The sequence below is a fragment of the Octadecabacter arcticus 238 genome (genome assembly GCF_000155735.2).
Lineage (GTDB): Bacteria > Pseudomonadota > Alphaproteobacteria > Rhodobacterales > Rhodobacteraceae > Octadecabacter > Octadecabacter arcticus.
The window spans coordinates 352,383-371,485 of sequence record NC_020908.1 but is presented as its reverse complement, the minus strand read 5'-3'; the positions used below and the strand labels follow the sequence as shown (position 1 = coordinate 371,485).

Sequence of the window (19,103 nt, the reverse complement as noted above, 5' to 3'; positions counted from 1 at the left end):
ACCATTACCGCAAATGATTGCAAGTGAGTCGTCCCGATGATCCTGACAAACGCCCACATCGCCACACTGCAAAGCGATGACAGCTTTGGGTTGATCGGACGCGGTTCCATTGCGGTGCGTGGTGAAACGATTGCATGGGTCGGGAACGCGAACGACATGCCCGCCCTGTATCGCGATGACGTTGCACACGACGTTGGCGGGCGATTGGTGACACCAGCACTGATTGATTGCCATACTCATGTGGTGTTCGGCGGCAATCGCGCGCGCGAATTTGAACTGCGTTTGAATGGGGCCAGTTACGAAGACGTCGCCCGCACCGGTGGCGGTATTATATCGACGGTGAAAGCCACCCGCGCCGCGAGCGAGGATGCCTTGCTTATCGACGCCCTCACCCGTGTGGACGCGATGATTGCAGAAGGCGTGACGCTGATCGAGGTGAAGTCTGGCTATGGTTTGGATATAGACACAGAACTGAAAATGCTGCGCGTTGCGCGCGCAATCACCAAAGCCCGCCCCATTGATGTGCGCACGACGTTTCTGGGCGCACATGCCGTACCGGCCGATTATGCGGGTCGGGCCGACGCCTATATCGACGAGGTCTGTATCCCTGCCCTGCGCGCCGCCCACGTCGACGGATTAGTCGATGCGGTAGACGGGTTTTGCGAAGGCATCGCATTCGATCCCGCACAAATCACGCGGGTGTTTGATGTGGCTGTGGAATTGGGCCTGCCAGTGAAATTACATGCCGAACAATTATCAAACATTGGTGGTACCAAACTGGCGGCACAATACAGAGCACTGAGCGCGGATCATGTGGAATATGCGACAGAGGCGGATGCCGCAGCCCTTGGCGTATCGGGCACCGTTGCTGTCATTTTGCCAGGCGCATTCTATACCTTGCGCGAGGTCCAAGCGCCGCCAATCCAGTCCTTTCGCGACCACAAAGTCCCGATGGCTTTGGCAACCGATTGTAATCCCGGATCATCGCCGCTGACGTCGCCGTTGCTGACAATGAACATGGCCTGCACCCTCTTTCGCATGACCCCTCTTGAGGCGCTTTTGGGCATGACAGTGCATGCAGCAAAGGCCTTGGGGGAACCAAATCGCGGTCGGATCAGGACGGGCGCATGCGCCGACATCAACATCTGGAACGCCGCCCATCCTGCCGAACTCTCCTACCGTATCGGATTCAACCCGCTTTATTCCCGCATTTTTAAGGGGTCACTATGACTGTCATCCTCACACCCGGTTTTGCGACGCTTGCACAGCTTCGCGATATTTGGTCCGGCCAGAAACCTGCCACACTTGACCCGTCATCTCACGCTGGCATAAACGCCGCCGCTGATCTGGTCGCGCAAGCCGCAGCAGGCGAAGCAGCCGTCTACGGCATCAACACAGGTTTCGGCAAGTTGGCCAGCGTCAAGATCGCTGCCAAAGACCTAGCCACCCTACAACGCAACCTGATCCTGTCCCATTGCTGCGGCGTTGGTGACCCGCTGGATAGTGCTACGACCCGCTTGATGATGGCGCTGAAACTTCTGTCGCTCGGTCGTGGAGCATCCGGTGTGGTGATGACGACGGTGGCGATGCTTGAAAACATGCTTGCCAAAAATGTAACGCCTGTGATCCCAAGCCAAGGATCGGTCGGCGCGTCTGGTGATCTCGCGCCGCTGGCGCATATGGCCGCCGCGATGATCGGCGAGGGGGAGGCGATTTTTAACGACGACCGAATGCTTGCTGGCGAGGCTCTGGCAAAGGCTGGCTTAAGCCCGATTACACTGGGTACAAAAGAAGGTCTCGCGTTAATCAACGGCACGCAATTTTCAACGGCGTGCGCGTTGGTAGGACTATGGGGGGCATGGCAAAACGCCGCCGCCTCGGTTTTGACCTGCGCGTTATCGACCGACGCCATCATGGGATCAACCGCCCCACTGGAAGACGCAATTCATACACTGCGCGGCCATGCTGGACAGATCGCAGTCGCCCGCGCACAGCGCGCCCTGATGGAGGGGTCGCAGATCCGCGACAGCCACCGCGACGGCGATACCCGTGTGCAAGACCCCTACTGCATTCGGTGCCAACCACAGGTAACGGGCGCTGCTATGGATTTACTGCATTTCGCAGGGCGCACTTTGGAGGTTGAGGCGAATGCAGTCACCGACAATCCGCTTGTTCTGGTCGACGAAGGACTGATCGTTTCCGGTGGTAATTTTCACGCCGAACCTGTCGGTTTCGCGGCCGACCAAATTGCCGTCGCCGTGTCTGAAATCGGCGCGATTGCCCAGCGCCGCGTGGCACTGATGGTCGACCCGACTTTGTCATTTGACCTGCCACCGTTCCTGACCCCTAATCCCGGCCTGAATTCCGGCCTGATGATTGCAGAAGTCACGACAGCTGCGCTGATGAGCGAGAACAAGCACCTCGCCAATCCTTGCACGACAGACAGCACACCAACGTCTGCCAACCAAGAAGACCATGTCAGCATGGCCGCCCACGCCGCACGACGGTTGGTGCGGATGAATGCAAACCTTAATGTTATTATCGGCGTTGAGGCGATGTGTGGCGTGCAGGGAATCGAATTTCGGACACCCTTGCAAACCAGCGCCGCGTTACAGGCGGCGATGGCAGTCTTGCGCGCCAAAGTGGCGACATTGGCACAGGATCGCTATTTGGCGCCGTCAATCGAAGCGGCTGCGGATATGATCGCGACGGGGACGCTGTGTGGCGCGGTTAACCTACCGCCATTCGTTAAAGGTTTTGCGGAATGACCCCCGTTTCGGTGACACAAGGCACAGGGCCAATTGTTTTGGGATTGCCGCATTCGGGGACGTTTGTGCCCGATGATGTGAAGGGCGCGTTGTGCGAGAACGAGCGCAAGTTGGCCGATACCGACTGGCATATTGATCGGCTATACGACGGGTTGATGCCAGACATCACAACCGTCAAAGCAAATTTTCACCGCTATGTCATTGACGCAAATCGTGACCCGACTGGCGTCGGCCTTTACCCGGGTCAGAACACCACGACGTTGGTGCCGACAACGGATTTCGACGGTCTAGACATTTGGGAGACCCCGCCCACGGACGCGCAGATTGATGCACGCCGGATTGCGTTTCATGCGCTCTATCACGCGGCGTTGCGCGCAGAATTGACCCGCGTGCAGGGGCTGCACGGGTCCGCCATTCTATTCGACTGTCATTCGATCCGCGCAAACATCCCATTCTTGTTTGATGGCACCCTGCCTGACTTTAACATCGGCACCTATATGGGCGTCACCTGTGCGCCCGCGATTGCGACTGCGGCGACGGGGATCTGCAACTCGGCTGCGGGATATACCACGACCGTCAATGGTCGTTTCAAGGGCGGTTGGACGACGCGGCATTACGGGCAACCTGCAAGTGGCATCCACGCGATCCAACTGGAACTGGCCCAATCCACTTACCTGCAAGATGAGGCGGCACCGTGGACCTATGACCACGCGAAAGCGGATAGACTGCGTCCGCATCTGACCGAAATCCTCACGGCATTGGCCGAACTTACACCAACCCTAAGAGGCACCTCATGACCAATTCACGCCACAACATCCGCGATGTGTTTGCACCCACAGGCAGCGAGATCACCTGCAAAAGCTGGCTAACAGAGGCTCCGATGCGGATGCTAATGAATAATCTGCACCCTGACGTTGCGGAAAACCCGCATGAGCTTGTGGTGTATGGCGGCATTGGTCGTGCTGCGCGCACATGGGAAGACTTTGACGCGATCATTGCTGCACTGAAAGACCTTGAAGTGACCCAGACACTGCTTGTGCAGTCCGGCAAACCTGTTGGCGTGTTCAACACCCACAAAGACGCGCCGCGCGTTCTGATCGCAAATTCCAACCTCGTGCCCCATTGGGCGACATGGGATCACTTTAACGAGCTCGATAAAAAGGGCCTCGCGATGTACGGTCAGATGACCGCGGGGTCGTGGATTTACATCGGCACGCAAGGCATCGTGCAGGGCACCTATGAAACGTTCATGGAAGCGGGGCGCCAGCACTATAACGGCAACCTAACGGGGCGCTGGGTCTTGACCGCTGGTCTTGGCGGAATGGGCGGTGCGCAACCCTTGGCCGCAGTGATGGCAGGAGCGTGTTGCCTCGTGGTCGAATGCGACGAAACCCGCGCCGATTTCCGGCTGCGCACGCGTTATGTCGATGAAAAGACCCATGATCTTGACGAAGCATTGGCGATGATTGCCGCTTGGACCGAAGCGGGTGAAGCCAAGTCCGTCGCGCTGATTGGGAACGCCGCTGATGTTTTCCCTGACCTCGCCAAACGCGGTGTGAAACCCGACATTGTCACCGACCAGACATCCGCCCACGACCCGATCCACGGCTATTTACCACAAGGTTGGACCGTGGCGCAGTGGCGTGAAACGCAGGAAAGCGATCCAAAGGCCGTTGAAAAGGCCGCCCGCGCATCAATGAAGGTGCAAGTCGCCGCAATGGTGGATTTCTGGAACGCTGGCGTGCCAACACTGGATTACGGCAACAACATCCGACAAGTCGCCTTGGATGAGGGGCTTGAGAACGCGTTCGCCTTTCCCGGATTTGTGCCCGCCTATATACGCCCGCTGTTTTGCCGCGGCATTGGCCCGTTCCGCTGGTGTGCGTTGTCGGGTGACCCCGAAGACATTTACAAAACCGATGCCAAGGTGAAAGAGCTGATCGACGATCCACATCTGCACAACTGGCTGGATATGGCGCGCGAACGGATTGCGTTCCAAGGCCTGCCCGCACGGATTTGCTGGGTTGGCCTCGGACTTCGTGACAAGCTGGGGCTGGCATTCAATGAAATGGTGCGCATGGGTGAATTGTCCGCGCCAGTTGTGATCGGCCGCGACCATCTTGATAGCGGGTCTGTTGCATCACCCAACCGCGAAACTGAAGCCATGAAAGACGGCTCAGACGCCGTGTCCGACTGGCCATTGCTGAATGCGATGCTGAACGTCGCGGGCGGGGCCACTTGGGTGTCACTTCACCACGGTGGCGGCGTCGGAATGGGCTTTTCGCAACATTCAGGCATGGTCATTTGCTGTGATGGCACGGAAGATGCTGATCGTCGCATCGCCAACGTTTTGTGGAATGATCCCGCAACAGGCGTGATGCGCCACGCCGACGCCGGATATGAAGACGCACTGGATTGTGCCCGTGAAAATGGGCTAAATTTGCCAGGCATATTGGGGAGATAGACGGATGTTTCTAAAGAACGCTTGGTACGTTGCGGCGTGGGATCATGAAGTCACGCGCGATTTGCAGCAAATCACCGTTTTAGGCGAGAACGTCTGCGTGTTTCGATCCGAAGCGGGAGAGCTTGTGGGGCTGGAAGACGCGTGCCCGCACCGCAAATTGCCGTTGTCCAAGGGCCGCATTAAAGGCGACACAGTTGAGTGCGGCTATCATGGCCTGACGTTTGATTGCGCGGGTCAATGCGTTTGGGCACCCGGTACGGGGCGCATCCCGTCCAACGCCCGCGTTCACGCATACCCCTTGCACGAAAAGTACGGATTGGTCTGGATTTGGATGGGCAATCCGGCACTGGCCGACGTGAATGACATCTTTGATATCGAAAATTACGGCGACCCTGCGTGGGGCATGAACCGCGGCGACGCAATGGAGCTGGACTGCAATTATTTGCTGATGTGCGACAACCTGCTCGACCCAACGCACGTCGCTTGGGTGCACCAATCCAGCTTTGCCACCGATGCCACGAAAGACACACCGTTGCGGGTTTCCAAAACAGACAACGGCGTCATTGTGCAGCGATGGATGATGGATCACGAACCCGCGCCGTTCTACAAAAAGGTCGTGGAATTCGAAGGCAATTGCGACCGTTTACAACATTATGAGGTCCGCTTTCCATCCCACGCGCTGATCAAGGCCGTCTTTACCCCTGCCGGCACTGGTGGGCCCGATGGGCCGCTGCATAAAGACACATTTGTCATGGACAGCTACAATTTCATGACACCCACGACGGACAGCAAAACACGCTATTACTGGTTCCAGCTGCGCAATATCCGCCCCGATGATACGGCGCTGTCCAAGATGATGACCGAAGATGTGCAGCACGCGTTCGAAGAAGACCGCGATGTGCTGAACGCCGTGCAAAAGGGCATGACCAACAAATCATCCCCGCATATTGATTTGCCGATTGACGGCGGACAGTTGCGTTTTCGACGCCAGTTGCAGGCGATGATTAATGAAGAACAACAGGTTGATCGCCAAATGGCCGAGTAGCCGCCTTTTCTTTCTGGATTTTTCCAGGTGTTCAGTCCCGGCATCTGGTGGAACGTATTTAAGATGAATCGATCTGGCTCAGAAGTCCAGATTTTGCAGATGTATTCGTAAGGGGTCAGGCCGCTGAGTGTCTTGAGGCGGCGTGCATAATTGTAGGCGTCAAGGAAGTCGCTGAGATGGCAGCAGCTGATCGTGACTGTCATAGTGATACCGTTTCACGGTCGCGTCCTTAATCGTGCGGTTCATCCGCTCGACTTGCCCGTTGGTCCATGGATGGTTTGGCTTGGTTAGTCGATGCTCGATCTCGTTTGCGGCGCAGATCATGTCGAACCGCATTGGCCGGGAATAGGGCGTGTTGTGGTTGCGTGGCTGCTCACAAAACTGAATGCCGTTGTCCATTGCCCGGCAGCCGTTTGCAAAGCAAACGCTGAGTATCCGTATTGGTCAAGCTGGATATTCGCCCCATTTTCGCTGATCCCGTAGAAGGGCATTTGCGGTGACAATCAGCTTTCGCATAACGGCTGTGATGACCAGCTTCTTGCATTTCCCAGTCGATATCAGATGTTCGTATTTTGCCTTCATGTCTGGATTGAAGCGTGTAGCAACAACCGCTGGCAGATAGACTGCGCGCCTGACGCTGGCGCGACCGCCCTGGATGCGTTCCTTGCCTTGCCACTTTCCCGATTGCCTCGATATGGGTGCAAGGCCCGCCAGCGCCGCTGCTTTCTTGCCACTCAAATGTCCGAGTTCGGGCATTTCGGTTAATATCGCACAGGCTGTTACCTTTGCGATGCCCGGAATGCTTGTAAGAATCTCGGCGCGTGCAGCGAGATCTTTGTCTGCCGCGACGATGGCATCGATTTTGTACCGAATTATGGGCTGCATGACGCAACAACATGACTACGGCGTCCTCTTAGGTGCGGCTTTAGTTTGTATGTTGGGCGCTTGCCCAACGGCGCGGACCCTAATCCGCCTCGCTGCAGCAATTGGCCCGCGCAGACGTGAGCAATTGGTGATGAGCAGCCTCATCGCTGCCGCGACGATCTTGACCACCCATTTTATTGCGATGCTCGCTTATGACCCCGGGGTCGAGCATGGATATGAACCTGTCCTGACAGGTCTATCCCTTTGCATTGCGGTTCTTGGCGCATTCGGCAAAAATACCTTTTTTGCGTACGGTCCACGGATGAATTTAGTCTCGTTTATCAGCCCCAAAATCAAACTGGATCGCATGACATCGCAGGTTTTGAGGTTCTAGTGCGCTGGCAGCACCGCAAGCGTGGCTCGGTTTCACCGGTTGAAGCCATCCCCTAGGCTGAGGAAACAGGCCTAATTCTGGACATCGTTCTGTGGGTGCTCAGGACTGCGGGTTTCGAAACTGTTTCATGGTCAAATCCCCTTAATATTAGGGTTAATGTCGCCTCGCCGCAGCTGGCGCACCCAGAATTCCTTAAACACTTGTCCGACATCCTGTTCGAGAGCCAACTGGCGCCCAAACAACTGGAATTAGTGGTTACAGAAGCCAGCTTGATCCACGACCAAGCCCACTCCCAGAGTGTTCTAAATCAGATCGAGGATATAGGTATTCTTATCGCAATGGATGATTTTGGAACCAGATATTCGTCGCTCGCGACGCTGCAAACCTTCCCGTTTGACAAGAACAAAATAGATCGTAGTTTCTTCAAAGACTCGCATCTTGACCGCCGTCGCGCTGCAATCGTTCGCTCGAACCTCTCGCTAGGTGAAGCGTTTGGAATTCCACTGCTGGCAGAAGGCGTCAAGACTAAAGATGAGCTAAATTTCCTGACCGCCGAAGGATGCGATTTTGTTCAAGGGTTCCATTTTGGTAAACCAATTAGGCTCAGGACTCATAACCAAAATATGACGGTTGCGGCGAGAGCGATTGCGGCGAGGAAGACTGTTGGTGATCTGTCGTAGCAAGTTGCGACGCGGCGCCAATCTTTGAGCCTTCCGAACATTCTCTCGATACGGTTGCGTCGTTTGTAACGGGGCTTGTCGTACTTGACGGTCTTTTTGCGCGACTTGCGACCGGGGATGCAGGGCGTTGTGCCCCTGTCTACAAGGGTTTCGCGGAACCAGTCAGCATCATATCGTCTGTCAACAAGGAGCCGCTCGGCTTCAGGCAGGCCATTCATTCGGGCAGCTGCGCCGGTATAATCGCTCACCTGACCTGCCGTGATAAACAAGCGGACCGGGCGACCGCTGGTATCTGTAACCGCATGCAGCTTGGCCCCTCTCGGCGATTGTGCCAATCACCTGCCGGTCAAGGGTTCATGCCGCCCTTGGTCAGCCCGATCAGGCGTCCACACCCCCCTTTTTTAACCCCAGGCTGGAGGCCGTACGATGTGCTTTGAGGTAGGTGGCATCCACTGCCCGGCAGTCGAAACGCAGTTTCGATGAGAGGGGGGGAGATGGTCTTGTTATCGGGAGCCTGCTCGGCCAGCCCCATCAAGATCCAGCCAAACACGCCCATGTCACTCCAGCGCTTCCAACGATTGTACAGCGTCTTTGGCGGTCCATATTCCGCAGGAGCATCACACCACCGTAAGCCATTGCGGTTAATAAAAAATAATACCACTCAGGCCACGACGATCATCAACACGCGCACGGCCTCGGGCCTTCGGAAAGTAAGGCCGCAGACGCTCCATCTGTGCCTCACTCAGCCAATATAGATTGCTCATCATATCCCCCTACAATTGAGGACGATGAATCACCGCAACGCGACAAACTCAATCAGTTAATGGGTCCTGACCCTAGCTTGAGCGCCACCAGAACACTTTTCATGGACCAAGACATGGATACCGCGTCGGGACCACCGTTCGAGCGGCGCAATTGCGCGTGAATAGGACGCGAATCGTGTGTCCAGAAATGTGGAAAAAAAGCTACTGCCAGATTAACACTTGGTAATCGCCAAACTGATGTTACCAAGGCGTCATGGAGTATCTTTCAAAACCCGCTACCGCTGCGGCGACGCTGTTTGACAGCCTCGCCGCATATCCTTTACCAAGCGTGGATGCACAACGTGCGTCCGACCTGTTGTCGCGCTGTCCCGTCGCACAGGTGACACCAATGGTCTCCGCGCCAGCCCTTGCCCGACGTGCAGGAGTTGGCGCAGTTTTTGTGAAAGACGAACGCGAACGGATGGGGCTAGGAAGCTTTAAGGCGCTCGGTGCGGCCTATGTCATTGCGCGCGACGCCGAACTGGGCCGCGCTGCTGGGCAGACCTATGTCACTGCAAGCGCTGGTAATCATGGCTTATCCGTTGCTGCGGGTGCGCAAGCCTTTGGTGCGCAGGCGGTTGTTTTTCTCGCCGAAACTGTTCCAGAGGCCTTTGCAGACCGACTTCGCGATATCGGTGCCGATGTGCGTCGCCATGGTGCAATTTATGAAGACAGCATGGCAGGCGCCGCCGCAGCCGCGACCGAAAACGGCTGGATTTTGTTGTCTGACAGTTCTTGGCCCGGATATTTTGAACGGCCGCATGTCTTAATGGAAGGCTATCTTGTGCTTATGCAAGAAGTCGTTGATCAGATGGACGCCCCACCGACCCATATTTTCTTGCAGGCGGGCGTTGGCGGCCTTGCCGCTGCATCGGCGGCTTACGCGCGCAAAACATGGGGGGGAATGCCACGTATTATCGTCGTGGAACCTGACGCTGCACCTGCCCTGTTCGCATCCATCAAAGCGGGAAGTCCGAAAGTCACGTCAGGTCCAAGCTCTGACATGGGCCGTTTGGATTGCAAAGAGCCGTCGCTGATTGCGCTCAAGGGCCTTGCGCGCGACGCCGACGGTTTCATGCTGATTACCGAAGCCGAGGGCGCCGCTGGAAGCAATATTTGCGCGGCCGCCGGACTTTCGTCAACGCCGTCAGGTGCTGCGGGTGTGGCTGGGTTGATTGCGGCAAAAGCCGATCAGGCAGCGTTCGGGCTTACAGAAGGCTCCCGCGTTCTTGTGATTTTGAGCGAGGAAGCCAGCTGATGACGCCCCCTATTCGCGGGTTTGCAAAGTCGGAATTTGGCGTGCGGACACAGCGCGCGCAAGCCAAAATGGCCAAAAAGGGATTGACGGCGCTGCTGCTGACGACCGAACCGGAAGTGCGGTATTACACTGGCTTCCTGACAAGGTTTTGGGAAAGCCCGACGCGTCCTTGGTTCGTCGTTGTTCCGCCGATAGGTAATCCGATTGCGGTCATTCCATCGATCGGGGCCCACCTGATGGGGCAAACGTGGATCACGGATATCCGCACTTGGCAGGCCCCAGATTACGATGATGACGGGATCAAGTTACTGGCGCAAACTCTGCGTGAGGTCACTCCATTGCGCGGCAAAATCGGTCTTGCGGATGAAATGGAGAGCCACGTTCAGATGCCGCTTGCCAGCCTTCGAGCGATTGAGACGATGTTGGATGGGCGGGCGCTGATCGGGGACGGCGGCATTACCCGTGATCTGCGGTTGGTGAAATCTGACGCCGAAGTAGACAAGATACGCACCGCTGCGCAGATTGCAGATCGCGCCTTTGATCGCGTGCCTGAGATCGCCCGCGCCGGCGCACCATTATCAAAGGTATTCCGCGACTTTCAGGCACAGTGTTTGAATGAGGGGGCGGATTGGGTTCCTTATCTTGCAGGTGCGGCGGATCGTGGTGGGTACAACGATGTCATTTCGCCGGCAACGGACGCGCCCCTGCGGCAAGGCGATATTTTAATGCTAGATACCGGTTTGGTATGGGACGGATATTTTTGCGATTTTGATCGCAACTTCAGTATCGGCACACCTAACGCGGCCACCCAATCGGCCCAAGCGCAACTCATTGACGCAACCCATGCCGCGTTTGAACTGGCGAAACCGGGGGCCGTGATATCGGACCTGTTTCACGCCATGAACGGCGTCATCAACCCGAGCGGCAAAACGATGGAGGCGGGGCGTTTGGGTCATGGGCTGGGCATGCAACTCACCGAATGGCCATCCATCATCGCGCGCGATCACACAGTTTTGGTCGAAGGGATGGTGCTGACGTTGGAACCGTCAGTGAACCTGAGCGGCGAGAAGATTATGGTGCACGAAGAAAATATCGTAATCCGTGAACATGGCGCTGAATTTCTGTCGACGCCGCAAAAAGGCCAAGTGAGGATCGCAGGATGACCCTTGACTATGAGCTGACATCGTCACGTCCCAAGCAAATCGGCCTTATCGTATTGCAAGCGGATGAAACACTTGAAGGCGATCTGCGTCTCTTGTTGCCCAACGATTTAGAATTCCTCGTCAGTCGTGTCCCGTCCGCCACAAGCGTTTCGCGCGAAAGCCTGCAAGCGATGGCAAACGAACTGACACAAGCCGCATCCCTTTTGCCAGTTGGCGCGAACCTGTCGGCAGTTGGTTACGGTTGCACGTCCGGCACAGCGCAGATCGGTGCCGCCAATATTGCGAGCCTTATTCAAGCGGGCATCCAGACCCCCACGGTCACCGAACCCGTGTCTGCGTTGATCGCGGCGTGCGCCCATCTGGGCGTGACACGTATCGGGTTGATCAGCCCCTATGTGGCCAGCGTGTCGGATCAATTGCGCGTTGTCTTGGCCGACGCCGGAATCCGGGTTACGCACTTTGCCAGCTTCGATGAACCGTTCGAAGAGAGGGTTGTGCGCATTTCACCGGACTCGATCACGGCGGCCGCCATCGCCATGGGAGACGCAGAAGACTGTGAGGCTGTATTTTTATCCTGCACGAACCTGCGCACCTTGGACGTGATTGCTCAGATCACGACGCAAATCGAAAAACCCGTCTTATCAAGCAATCAGGTATTGGCTTGGCATCTCTGCCGGCTTCTGGACGTTGTACCGCAACAGCCGCAATTCGGTCGGTTGTTCTATCCAGCCGCGGGCCGTTAATTCGACCTATTCGGCGGGCACCCCATCAATCATACCGACCCGCCTGTTGCGTTCCCCGAACATCAACAAGGCCGGTGTCACAATCAGTGTGAGGACTGTAGCCACGACCAATCCTCCCGCAATTGCAGATGACAGTTCCGTCCACCACTGCGTGGATGGGGCACCATAAACAATGTCGCGCGTAAAGAAGTTAAGGTTCACACCGATGACCATTGGCATCAGGCCCAGCGCCGTGGTGACCGACGTCAGGATCACAGGACGCAAACGCTGTGCGCCCGTACGAAGGGCGGCCTCAAGCGGTGATTGCCCCAATTTCTTTAGGTTATTGTAGGTGTCGATCAACACGATATTGTTGTTCACCACGATCCCCGCCAAGGCGATGACACCAATGCCGCCCATAACAATCCCGAATGGGCGACCGGTAATCAGAAGGCCAAGCAAGACCCCCGCGATGGAAAAGACAATCGCGCTCATCACGACAAAGGCCTGATAGAAGCTGTTGAACTGCAGCACCAAGATTACGAACATCAAAAAGATCGCGGTGGCGAAGGCCCCGACGAGGAAGTTCATGCTTTCGGCCTGATCTTCAGCCTCACCTGCGAAACTGAAGGCAACGCCGTCAGGCAAATCGGCGGCATTTAGGGCTGCTGTTAGCGCGATCACCTGATCGTTTACCAAGATATCCGGCGCAACATTGGCTTCAATCGCGGTGACGCGTTTTTCGTCGATCCGGCGAATGACCCCAGTGCGTTCGGACGGCGCAAAGGTCACAAAATTCGAAATCGGCACAAGGCCTGACGACGTCGGAACGCGTAAACCCGCAAGTTCCGACAATGACCGTTCGGCACGCGGGAACCGCACGCGGATATCCAGCGATCCTTCGACATCATCGGGGCGGTAATCGGCGACGGTTATGCCTTGCGTCAGCAGTTGCACAGCCTGCCCCAAAAGACTGACGTCCGCCCCAAATCGTGCAGCTTCGGCGCGGTTCACAAGGATCGAAACCTCAACCCCGGGAACAGGGCGCGTATCGGTCACATCGGTAAACCCGCCCATACTGTCCATAATATCGCGAATTTGCTGCACACCCAGCGCCTGATTGTCCGGATTTCGCGCCGTGACTTGAAGGTTTACCGGTTTTCCTGTCGTTGGCCCGCCGCTTTCGGTTTGGACCTGAACGTCGATGCCCGCGATATCTGACACGCTTTGCCGGATCTCAACGCCAATCTCAGCGGCTGTGCGCCGCGTGTCCCATGGCGTCAATTCCAACTGCAACGTGCCGATGGTTTCTTCGTCACCCTGCCCCGCGCTCATCATGGATCGCGCATAGATGCTGGCGATTTCGTCATACCCCAACAGTCGGCCTTCGACCGCGCGCACCAATGCATCGCGTTCAAAGATCGAGAAATTGTCGCGCGCGCGCACTTGGACCTGCATGAAATCAGGCTCGATCGAAGGGAAGAAAGTGACCCCTTTGCCGAACTGACCGTAAAGGCTGAAACCGCCAAGCAGCAGCGCAATCGCCAACAAAAGGGTCGCCGCAGGCCGCAGCACTGCCTTTTCCAAAAGCCGCACATAGGCGCCGGTAAATCCGGTCATATCACGCGGATCGCCAAATTCGGCTGCGTGCAGTGCCGCCTTGGATTTCGCCGTTCGCGGCGCGCGTTTGCCGATCAATCCACCGACAACAGGAATAAATATCAACGCCATGAACAGGGATGCCGATAGGGTCAGAATAACTGTGATCGGCAAGAATTTCATGAATTCGCCGACCATGCCTGACCAGAACAGAAGTGGAAAGAAAACCGACAACGTTGTGGCAGTGGACGCGATGATGGGCCACGACATGCGCTTGGCCGCATAGGAATAGGCTTCCTTGGGTTCAATGCCTTCTTGCAGTTTTCGGTCGGCCAATTCGGTGGTCACAATCGCGCCGTCTACCAGCATGCCCACCACCAAAATCAACGCGAACAATACGATGATATTCATCGAAAAATCCATCGTCCAAAGCGCGATAACGCCCGCAAGGAATGCGCCTGGAATTGACAGCCCCACAAGGATCGCGGACCGTGTTCCCAGGGAGAGCACGATCACAATCATAACAAGAATTACGGCAGCCATAACGTTGGCCTCCAAATCGCTCAGCAGGTCTTTCACTTGCTTGGACTGATCTTGCAGATAGGTGATCTCAACGCTTTCAGGCCAGTCCACTTGCAGCTCATCCACAACGGCTTTTACGGCAACGACAGTTTCGATGATGTTCGCACCAGATCGTTTTGTGATCTCTAACGCCAAGGCTGGCTGGCCGTTGATGCGCGCAAAGGAAGAGGGGTCGTCAAACGTCCGACGGATCGTCGCAATATCACCAAAGGTCACGACAGCATTGCCCCGCACCTTGACCGGCATCGACATCACGTCATCGAGGTTTTCGATCAATCCCGGCACCTTCAAGACAATACGCCCAGATCCGGTTTCAATCGCGCCCGCCGCGATCAGCATATTATTGCGCTGGACTTGTCCGATCAGCTCATCAAACGACAGATTGTAAGTCTGAAACACCGTCGGGTCGATCAACACCTCTAGGAATTCAAAGCGCTGGCCGCCAATTTCGACTTCAAGAACACCGGGCAGCCCTTCGATTCCTTCTTGCATCCGTTCGGCCAGATCATTCAGCGTTCGTTCTGGCACGGGGCCTGACAGGATCACAGTGATGATCGGAAACAGGGCCGTGTTGATTTCAGTAATGGTAATATCGCGGGCATCATCGGGAAGATCGCCCTGCGCGCGATTAGCGGCTTCGCGCACCTTGTCCAGTGCCTCCTCATTATCACCACCGGGGCTGAATTCCAGTTGGATACTTGCAAATCCTTCGGACGCATCCGAATTCATACGTTGAAGACCAGTGATCGAGCCAAACTCGGTCTCCATCGGTTCCAACAACAGGCGTTCCGCGTCAGTCGGGCTGATCCCGTCCAAGCCTGTCGAGACGTAGAAGAACGGCAGGGGCACCTCTGGATTGGCTTCTTTCGGGATTGCAGAATAGGCATATGCACCCACGCCCAGCACCATGAGCAGCGCCATAACAACAACCCGCGACCGCGAAAATGCAGCGTCTATAATCTTATGCATTAGTTTGTGTCCCCGAAATCGGGATCAATGATCTCACCCTCGTTGACATAGCCTTGGCCGACGGTAATGACGTCCGCGACATCCGGCAGGCCAGTGACCCATATGCCGTCGATCTGCGCCTTTACGACCTGTATGGCGAAAAATTCAACAATGTTTTCAGCGTTGACTGTTTTCACACCAAGCGTGCCGTCGGTACCAAGCGACACGATGGACGGCGATAGAAAATGCGCTGTGGCCTCCCCAGTTGGAATGATGACTTCAGCGGAAATTCCGGCCGGAATTGCGCCGTCTGCGTTTGCGACCTCGATTTCGGCCAAGAATGTACGGGTTTCGGATGCAGCCGACGTGCCGACAAACGTCACCGTTCCAACCCGCTCTTCGCCAGTGATAAATCCGATTGTCGCTGGCTGGCCGATGGACAATCGTGTCAGCGACTGTTGCGGCACCTGAATGGCGACCGTCAGCGGTGTGATGTCAACCAACCGCCCGATTTCGGTGCCCGTTGACACATATTCGCCTTCGTCCAGATCAAGGGTTTCGATCCGCCCTGCAAACGGTGCCGTAATTGTCAGCGCTTCTGCATCTTGTTGAACAATTGTTACTTCCGCCAACGCCGATGCCAGGGTCGCGCGCGCCTCCGATACCCGATCCCCCGTCGCGACACCGCGTTCAAGCAGGGCTTCGGCATTGTCGAATTCGCGCTGTGCGCGGGCCAATTCTTCGGCGGCGCTACTAGCATCAGCTTCGTTATTGGTCGGATCAAAACGCGCAATCACTTCACCTGCGTTCACGTCTTGGCCTTTTTGCACCAAAACTTGCGAAATCTCACCTGATGTTTCAGCCCGCATCATCGTATCACGGTCCGGCAACGCCTGACCTTCTGCCTGATAGAATTGCGTCACCGTTTCTGCCTGCGATGTTGTCACGGCCACGGTGACAGGTTTGGGCGTTTCACGGATAATTGTCGGCGTGGCGTCTGCTGACGTAATGATAAAACCGCTGCCCATCCAACCAACGATTGCGATGACCAGAAAGCCCGCGATCCACGTTGATCGGGATGCGCCTTTATCAGACGAAAATACCAGCATTTGCGGCGTATCATCTTTGGTCGTGGTGTCACCTGGGGTGGTTGGGCTGTTTTGTGTCATTCGCTTAATCCTTAGGCAACCTGGGCTCTAGCTGAGGTCAGCAAACCGCGATTTCAATAGTGCTTCATCATATTCATCTTGAGCAGTGCTATCATAAACCACACCACCGCCAACGTTCATCTGGATCGAGCGATCAGCGCGATACATCAAAGTGCGGATTGCCACGTTGAATTCCATCGCGCCATCCGGTGCGATCCAGCCGATCGATCCGCAGTAGGCTTCGCGAGGCTGGGTTTCGATTTCGCGAATGATCTCCATCGCGCGCACCTTCGGCGCACCTGTGATCGACCCGCATGGAAACAGCGCCACAAACAGCTCTTTAAGTGTTGTGTCTGGCAAGATCTGGGATGTGATGCATGATGTCATCTGGTGAAGTGTCGCAAAACGTTCGACGACGAACAGCTCTGGGACTTTGACGCTGCCAATTTCTGATACGCGCGACATGTCGTTGCGCAACAGATCAACAATCATCAGGTTTTCGGCGCGGTTTTTTTCTGATGATTGCAGGGCGTCCCGAACGGTATCGTCTTGCGCGGGCGTGGCGCCACGCGGCGCTGTGCCTTTCATCGGGCGCGTCGTCAGTACGCCTGTGGAAGTCAATGAAAAGAACAATTCAGGCGAACGCGACAGCAAAGCTGTTTCGCCAAAATTCACCAACGCCCCGTGCGGCACCGCCTGTCGCTCGCGCAATTTTGCATAAAGTGCGTCCGGCGATGCATCAGAACGCGTCGCAATCGGGAACGTCAAATTCACCTGATAGATATCACCCGCGCCGATATAGTCGTGGACCGTTGAAAACGCCTGCGCATAGCGATCAGAGGTCCATTGCGGCTGCAACGGGTCAAGGTCAACAAGCGCACTAACGGCCGTTGGTGTCGCTGGCTGCGGCGCATCAAACACCCCAAAATGGATCAACGGTAGGGCGCGGTCCGTGGGAAGCAGCCGTTCCAGTTTCGGCGATGTCAGGTAGCCAAATTCATAAGACACATAGCCCGCCAGCCATTTGCCATCCGACTGCGCACGCTGCATGGCCTCAAACGCGGCATCAACTTGGTCTGCAGTGTCGGCACGTATCATCTCAGACGGGGCGGCAAATCTGTCCCCGCCCCCAGATGGCCCACGATCGAAGGTTACATTTGCGCCGTGCTTATCCATCAGAAATCCGCGGCGATCCGCATGTCACGCAAAGGTCGCACGATTGCGATGGCATCTTGGTAAAACTGGTGGGCTTTATACGCCTGAAGCGCAGCATCATCCACGAATTCAGCGTACACAACGACGTCAATTTCGCCAGACAGTGCATCGACCCGATTATTTTGAACCACCTCGAACACTGACGCATGCGGGATATTCTTGAGCATCGACAGCCCATCAACAATCCGCGCCACATCGCCTTGGTCTTTGGCGCTGAAAAGAACAACGTGGCGAATGAATGTTCTGTCTGACATGGTAAAATCCGTTTTCGGTTGGGGTGGCTGGGTGCCGAATATGTGTCCCAGAAGGACTGCGAATACAAGCGTGGACGTGGCGTTTGCCAGCGCCCATTTGACGCGATGGCTGACCGGTCACAATGGGCGCACCAACTCCGTATCACAGAATTGGCGCGGTCGTTTCAGAATACATACAGCGGTATTCACCCAGCGCCGCGGCCGATCCATTTTGACAATGGCGCAAACGAAACGCCGTGCAGAATGATCAACAAAAAGACGGTCATGGAAACACACACCAGCAACGAAGGCCGCGATGAATCCGTTTCCGCCAACAAACTCAGCCCCGATGTAGGCAGAAAATGCCACCGACAAGACAGCGACACCACCGGCAGCTTCCGCCATTAGATTTTGGTCTTGCGCCAAATCCATCGCCTTGGCAAAGGTCCATCCAAACGCAATGCCAACCAATGGCCCAGCGATTATTTGCACCAATGCGGATGTCGCAAGCCCGTCTGTATTCGCACCTTCCATTCCTGCCGACGCGAGAATTGCGCCAAACAAAACGAACGGCAGAACCGGCCCGTCATTTAGCCCACTTTCGACATTGATGGTCTGGCGCAACCGTTCAGGAACGTCCGCGTTGGTGACAACCGTCTGCCCAAGGGCCGCATCCGTCGGGGTCAACACAGCCGCGGTCAATAGCGCCATGGCAAGCTCACTTTCGGGGTTTGAAAACATAGGCGACGATCAACTCAAGCCCGATCGTCAGCAGCATCCCGATGACCAGCATACCCAGTGGAATTTTGAAATTTTGACGCAGAGCCGTGAACCGAACACGGCTGGCGTCTGAAAACAGGACCAGCACCAACGTGATCTCGGCAAGCAGGCGTTTGCCCTTATTCATAACCTCGGGTTCCGCCAGCGCTGGGATTGGGCGCGCACAAAGATACCCGACAACCATGAAGATGATCGGCAATGTCACAATCGTCTTGGCAATGGCGTTGGTCAGCAATCAATAGATGAAAATACAACCCAGAACGGCGAGCAATATAAGCTCCGGTGACCAGATTAGATGTTCCAAGCTAGTCCTTCAAAAACGCACGTAGCACCTTAGGCCAGCTTAGGACGGGTCCAAAGCATATGTTAATTTCCGCGCCCGCGTCAGCCACCCAAACTTCACGGCCAGAACGCGCTGGTTCGATGCAGCGCTGCGT

General features: G+C 56.0%; 15 protein-coding genes and 4 pseudogenes. 10 read left to right on the top strand and 9 right to left on the bottom strand.

The genetic code is table 11. The annotated features are described in order from the left end of the window. Positions 1-36: 36 nt before the first annotated feature. Genes hutI through OA238_RS01930 form a run of 5 tightly spaced genes read left to right on the top strand, consistent with a single transcriptional unit; the run spans position 37 to position 6,277 of the window. Entirely contained in the window at positions 37-1,230 is a 1,194-nt protein-coding gene (hutI, locus tag OA238_RS01950; protein WP_015493848.1) for an imidazolonepropionase, read from the top strand. Next, the gene (gene hutH / locus OA238_RS01945) at positions 1,227-2,768 is read left to right on the top strand and encodes a histidine ammonia-lyase (RefSeq protein WP_015493847.1); all 1,542 of its coding nucleotides are present in this window, start codon (positions 1,227-1,229) and stop codon (positions 2,766-2,768) included. Before hutI ends, hutH begins: the two co-directional genes overlap by 4 nt. Next, the gene (gene hutG / locus OA238_RS01940; protein WP_015493846.1) at positions 2,765-3,565 is read left to right on the top strand and encodes an N-formylglutamate deformylase; all 801 of its coding nucleotides are present in this window, start codon (positions 2,765-2,767) and stop codon (positions 3,563-3,565) included. The genes hutH and hutG overlap by 4 nt, the downstream gene beginning before the upstream one ends. Further along, positions 3,562-5,232 (top strand): urocanate hydratase, encoded by a 1,671-nt coding sequence (gene hutU, locus OA238_RS01935; protein WP_015493845.1) that lies wholly within the window; start codon positions 3,562-3,564, stop codon positions 5,230-5,232. Before hutG ends, hutU begins: the two co-directional genes overlap by 4 nt. Positions 5,233-5,236: 4 nt before the next feature. Next, positions 5,237-6,277 (top strand): aromatic ring-hydroxylating dioxygenase subunit alpha, encoded by a 1,041-nt coding sequence (locus OA238_RS01930; protein ID WP_015493844.1) that lies wholly within the window; start codon positions 5,237-5,239, stop codon positions 6,275-6,277. A gap of 29 nt (positions 6,278-6,306) precedes the next feature. Here OA238_RS01930 and OA238_RS01925 read toward each other — a convergent pair. Both OA238_RS01925 and OA238_RS01920 read right to left on the bottom strand, forming a co-directional pair. Further along, positions 6,307-6,673: pseudogene (locus OA238_RS01925) on the bottom strand (integrase core domain-containing protein); the annotation flags it as partial. A gap of 48 nt (positions 6,674-6,721) precedes the next feature. Next, positions 6,722-7,138: pseudogene (locus OA238_RS01920) on the bottom strand (IS110 family transposase); the annotation flags it as partial. Between OA238_RS01920 and OA238_RS34870 the strand changes: the two are divergent. Both OA238_RS34870 and OA238_RS01915 read left to right on the top strand, forming a co-directional pair. Next, positions 7,068-7,535, top strand: a complete 468-nt coding sequence (locus tag OA238_RS34870; RefSeq protein WP_083906853.1) for an MHYT domain-containing protein — start codon at positions 7,068-7,070, stop codon at positions 7,533-7,535. The pseudogene OA238_RS01920 and the gene OA238_RS34870 sit on opposite strands and share 71 nt — an antisense overlap. Further along, positions 7,427-8,215: pseudogene (locus tag OA238_RS01915) on the top strand (EAL domain-containing protein). Before OA238_RS34870 ends, OA238_RS01915 begins: the two are co-directional and overlap by 109 nt. On the opposite strand, the pseudogene OA238_RS29570 reads toward OA238_RS01915, so the two are convergent. Beyond that, positions 8,146-8,979 (bottom strand): annotated as a pseudogene (locus OA238_RS29570) (IS5 family transposase). The pseudogenes OA238_RS01915 and OA238_RS29570 sit on opposite strands and share 70 nt — an antisense overlap. A gap of 253 nt (positions 8,980-9,232) precedes the next feature. Between OA238_RS29570 and OA238_RS01905 the strand changes: the two are divergent. From OA238_RS01905 to OA238_RS01895, 3 genes are read left to right on the top strand one after another with little or no spacing between them, the layout of a single operon-like run. Continuing rightward, the gene (locus OA238_RS01905; RefSeq protein ID WP_044036120.1) at positions 9,233-10,276 is read left to right on the top strand and encodes a pyridoxal-phosphate dependent enzyme; all 1,044 of its coding nucleotides are present in this window, start codon (positions 9,233-9,235) and stop codon (positions 10,274-10,276) included. Beyond that, on the top strand, positions 10,276-11,439 hold the full coding sequence (locus tag OA238_RS01900) for a M24 family metallopeptidase (protein WP_015493841.1): 1,164 nt from the start codon (positions 10,276-10,278) through the stop codon (positions 11,437-11,439). Before OA238_RS01905 ends, OA238_RS01900 begins: the two co-directional genes overlap by 1 nt. Next, complete coding sequence (locus OA238_RS01895; protein WP_015493840.1) at positions 11,436-12,182, top strand: maleate cis-trans isomerase family protein; 747 nt, start codon at positions 11,436-11,438, stop codon at positions 12,180-12,182. The genes OA238_RS01900 and OA238_RS01895 overlap by 4 nt, the downstream gene beginning before the upstream one ends. 6 nt (positions 12,183-12,188) lie before the next feature. Here the strand turns inward: OA238_RS01895 and OA238_RS01890 are convergent, their stop codons facing one another. The 6 genes from OA238_RS01890 to OA238_RS28550 form a co-directional block, all read right to left on the bottom strand. Next, positions 12,189-15,311, bottom strand: a complete 3,123-nt coding sequence (locus OA238_RS01890; protein ID WP_015493839.1) for an efflux RND transporter permease subunit — start codon at positions 15,309-15,311, stop codon at positions 12,189-12,191. Continuing rightward, a complete protein-coding gene (locus tag OA238_RS01885; protein WP_015493838.1) occupies positions 15,311-16,459 on the bottom strand; it encodes an efflux RND transporter periplasmic adaptor subunit in 1,149 nt (382 codons plus the stop codon). Before OA238_RS01885 ends, OA238_RS01890 begins: the two co-directional genes overlap by 1 nt. A gap of 27 nt (positions 16,460-16,486) precedes the next feature. Continuing rightward, a complete protein-coding gene (locus OA238_RS01880; RefSeq protein WP_015493837.1) occupies positions 16,487-17,614 on the bottom strand; it encodes an aminodeoxychorismate synthase component I in 1,128 nt (375 codons plus the stop codon). Further along, entirely contained in the window at positions 17,614-17,907 is a 294-nt protein-coding gene (locus OA238_RS01875) for a Dabb family protein (RefSeq protein WP_015493836.1), read from the bottom strand. Before OA238_RS01875 ends, OA238_RS01880 begins: the two co-directional genes overlap by 1 nt. Positions 17,908-18,024: 117 nt before the next feature. Next, the gene (locus tag OA238_RS28555) at positions 18,025-18,597 is read right to left on the bottom strand and encodes a cation:proton antiporter domain-containing protein (RefSeq protein ID WP_187293130.1); all 573 of its coding nucleotides are present in this window, start codon (positions 18,595-18,597) and stop codon (positions 18,025-18,027) included. 7 nt (positions 18,598-18,604) lie between these two features. Continuing rightward, positions 18,605-18,901: a hypothetical protein gene (locus tag OA238_RS28550; RefSeq protein ID WP_015493834.1), complete on the bottom strand. Its 297-nt coding sequence runs from the start codon at positions 18,899-18,901 to the stop codon at positions 18,605-18,607. Positions 18,902-19,103 lie beyond the last annotated feature (202 nt).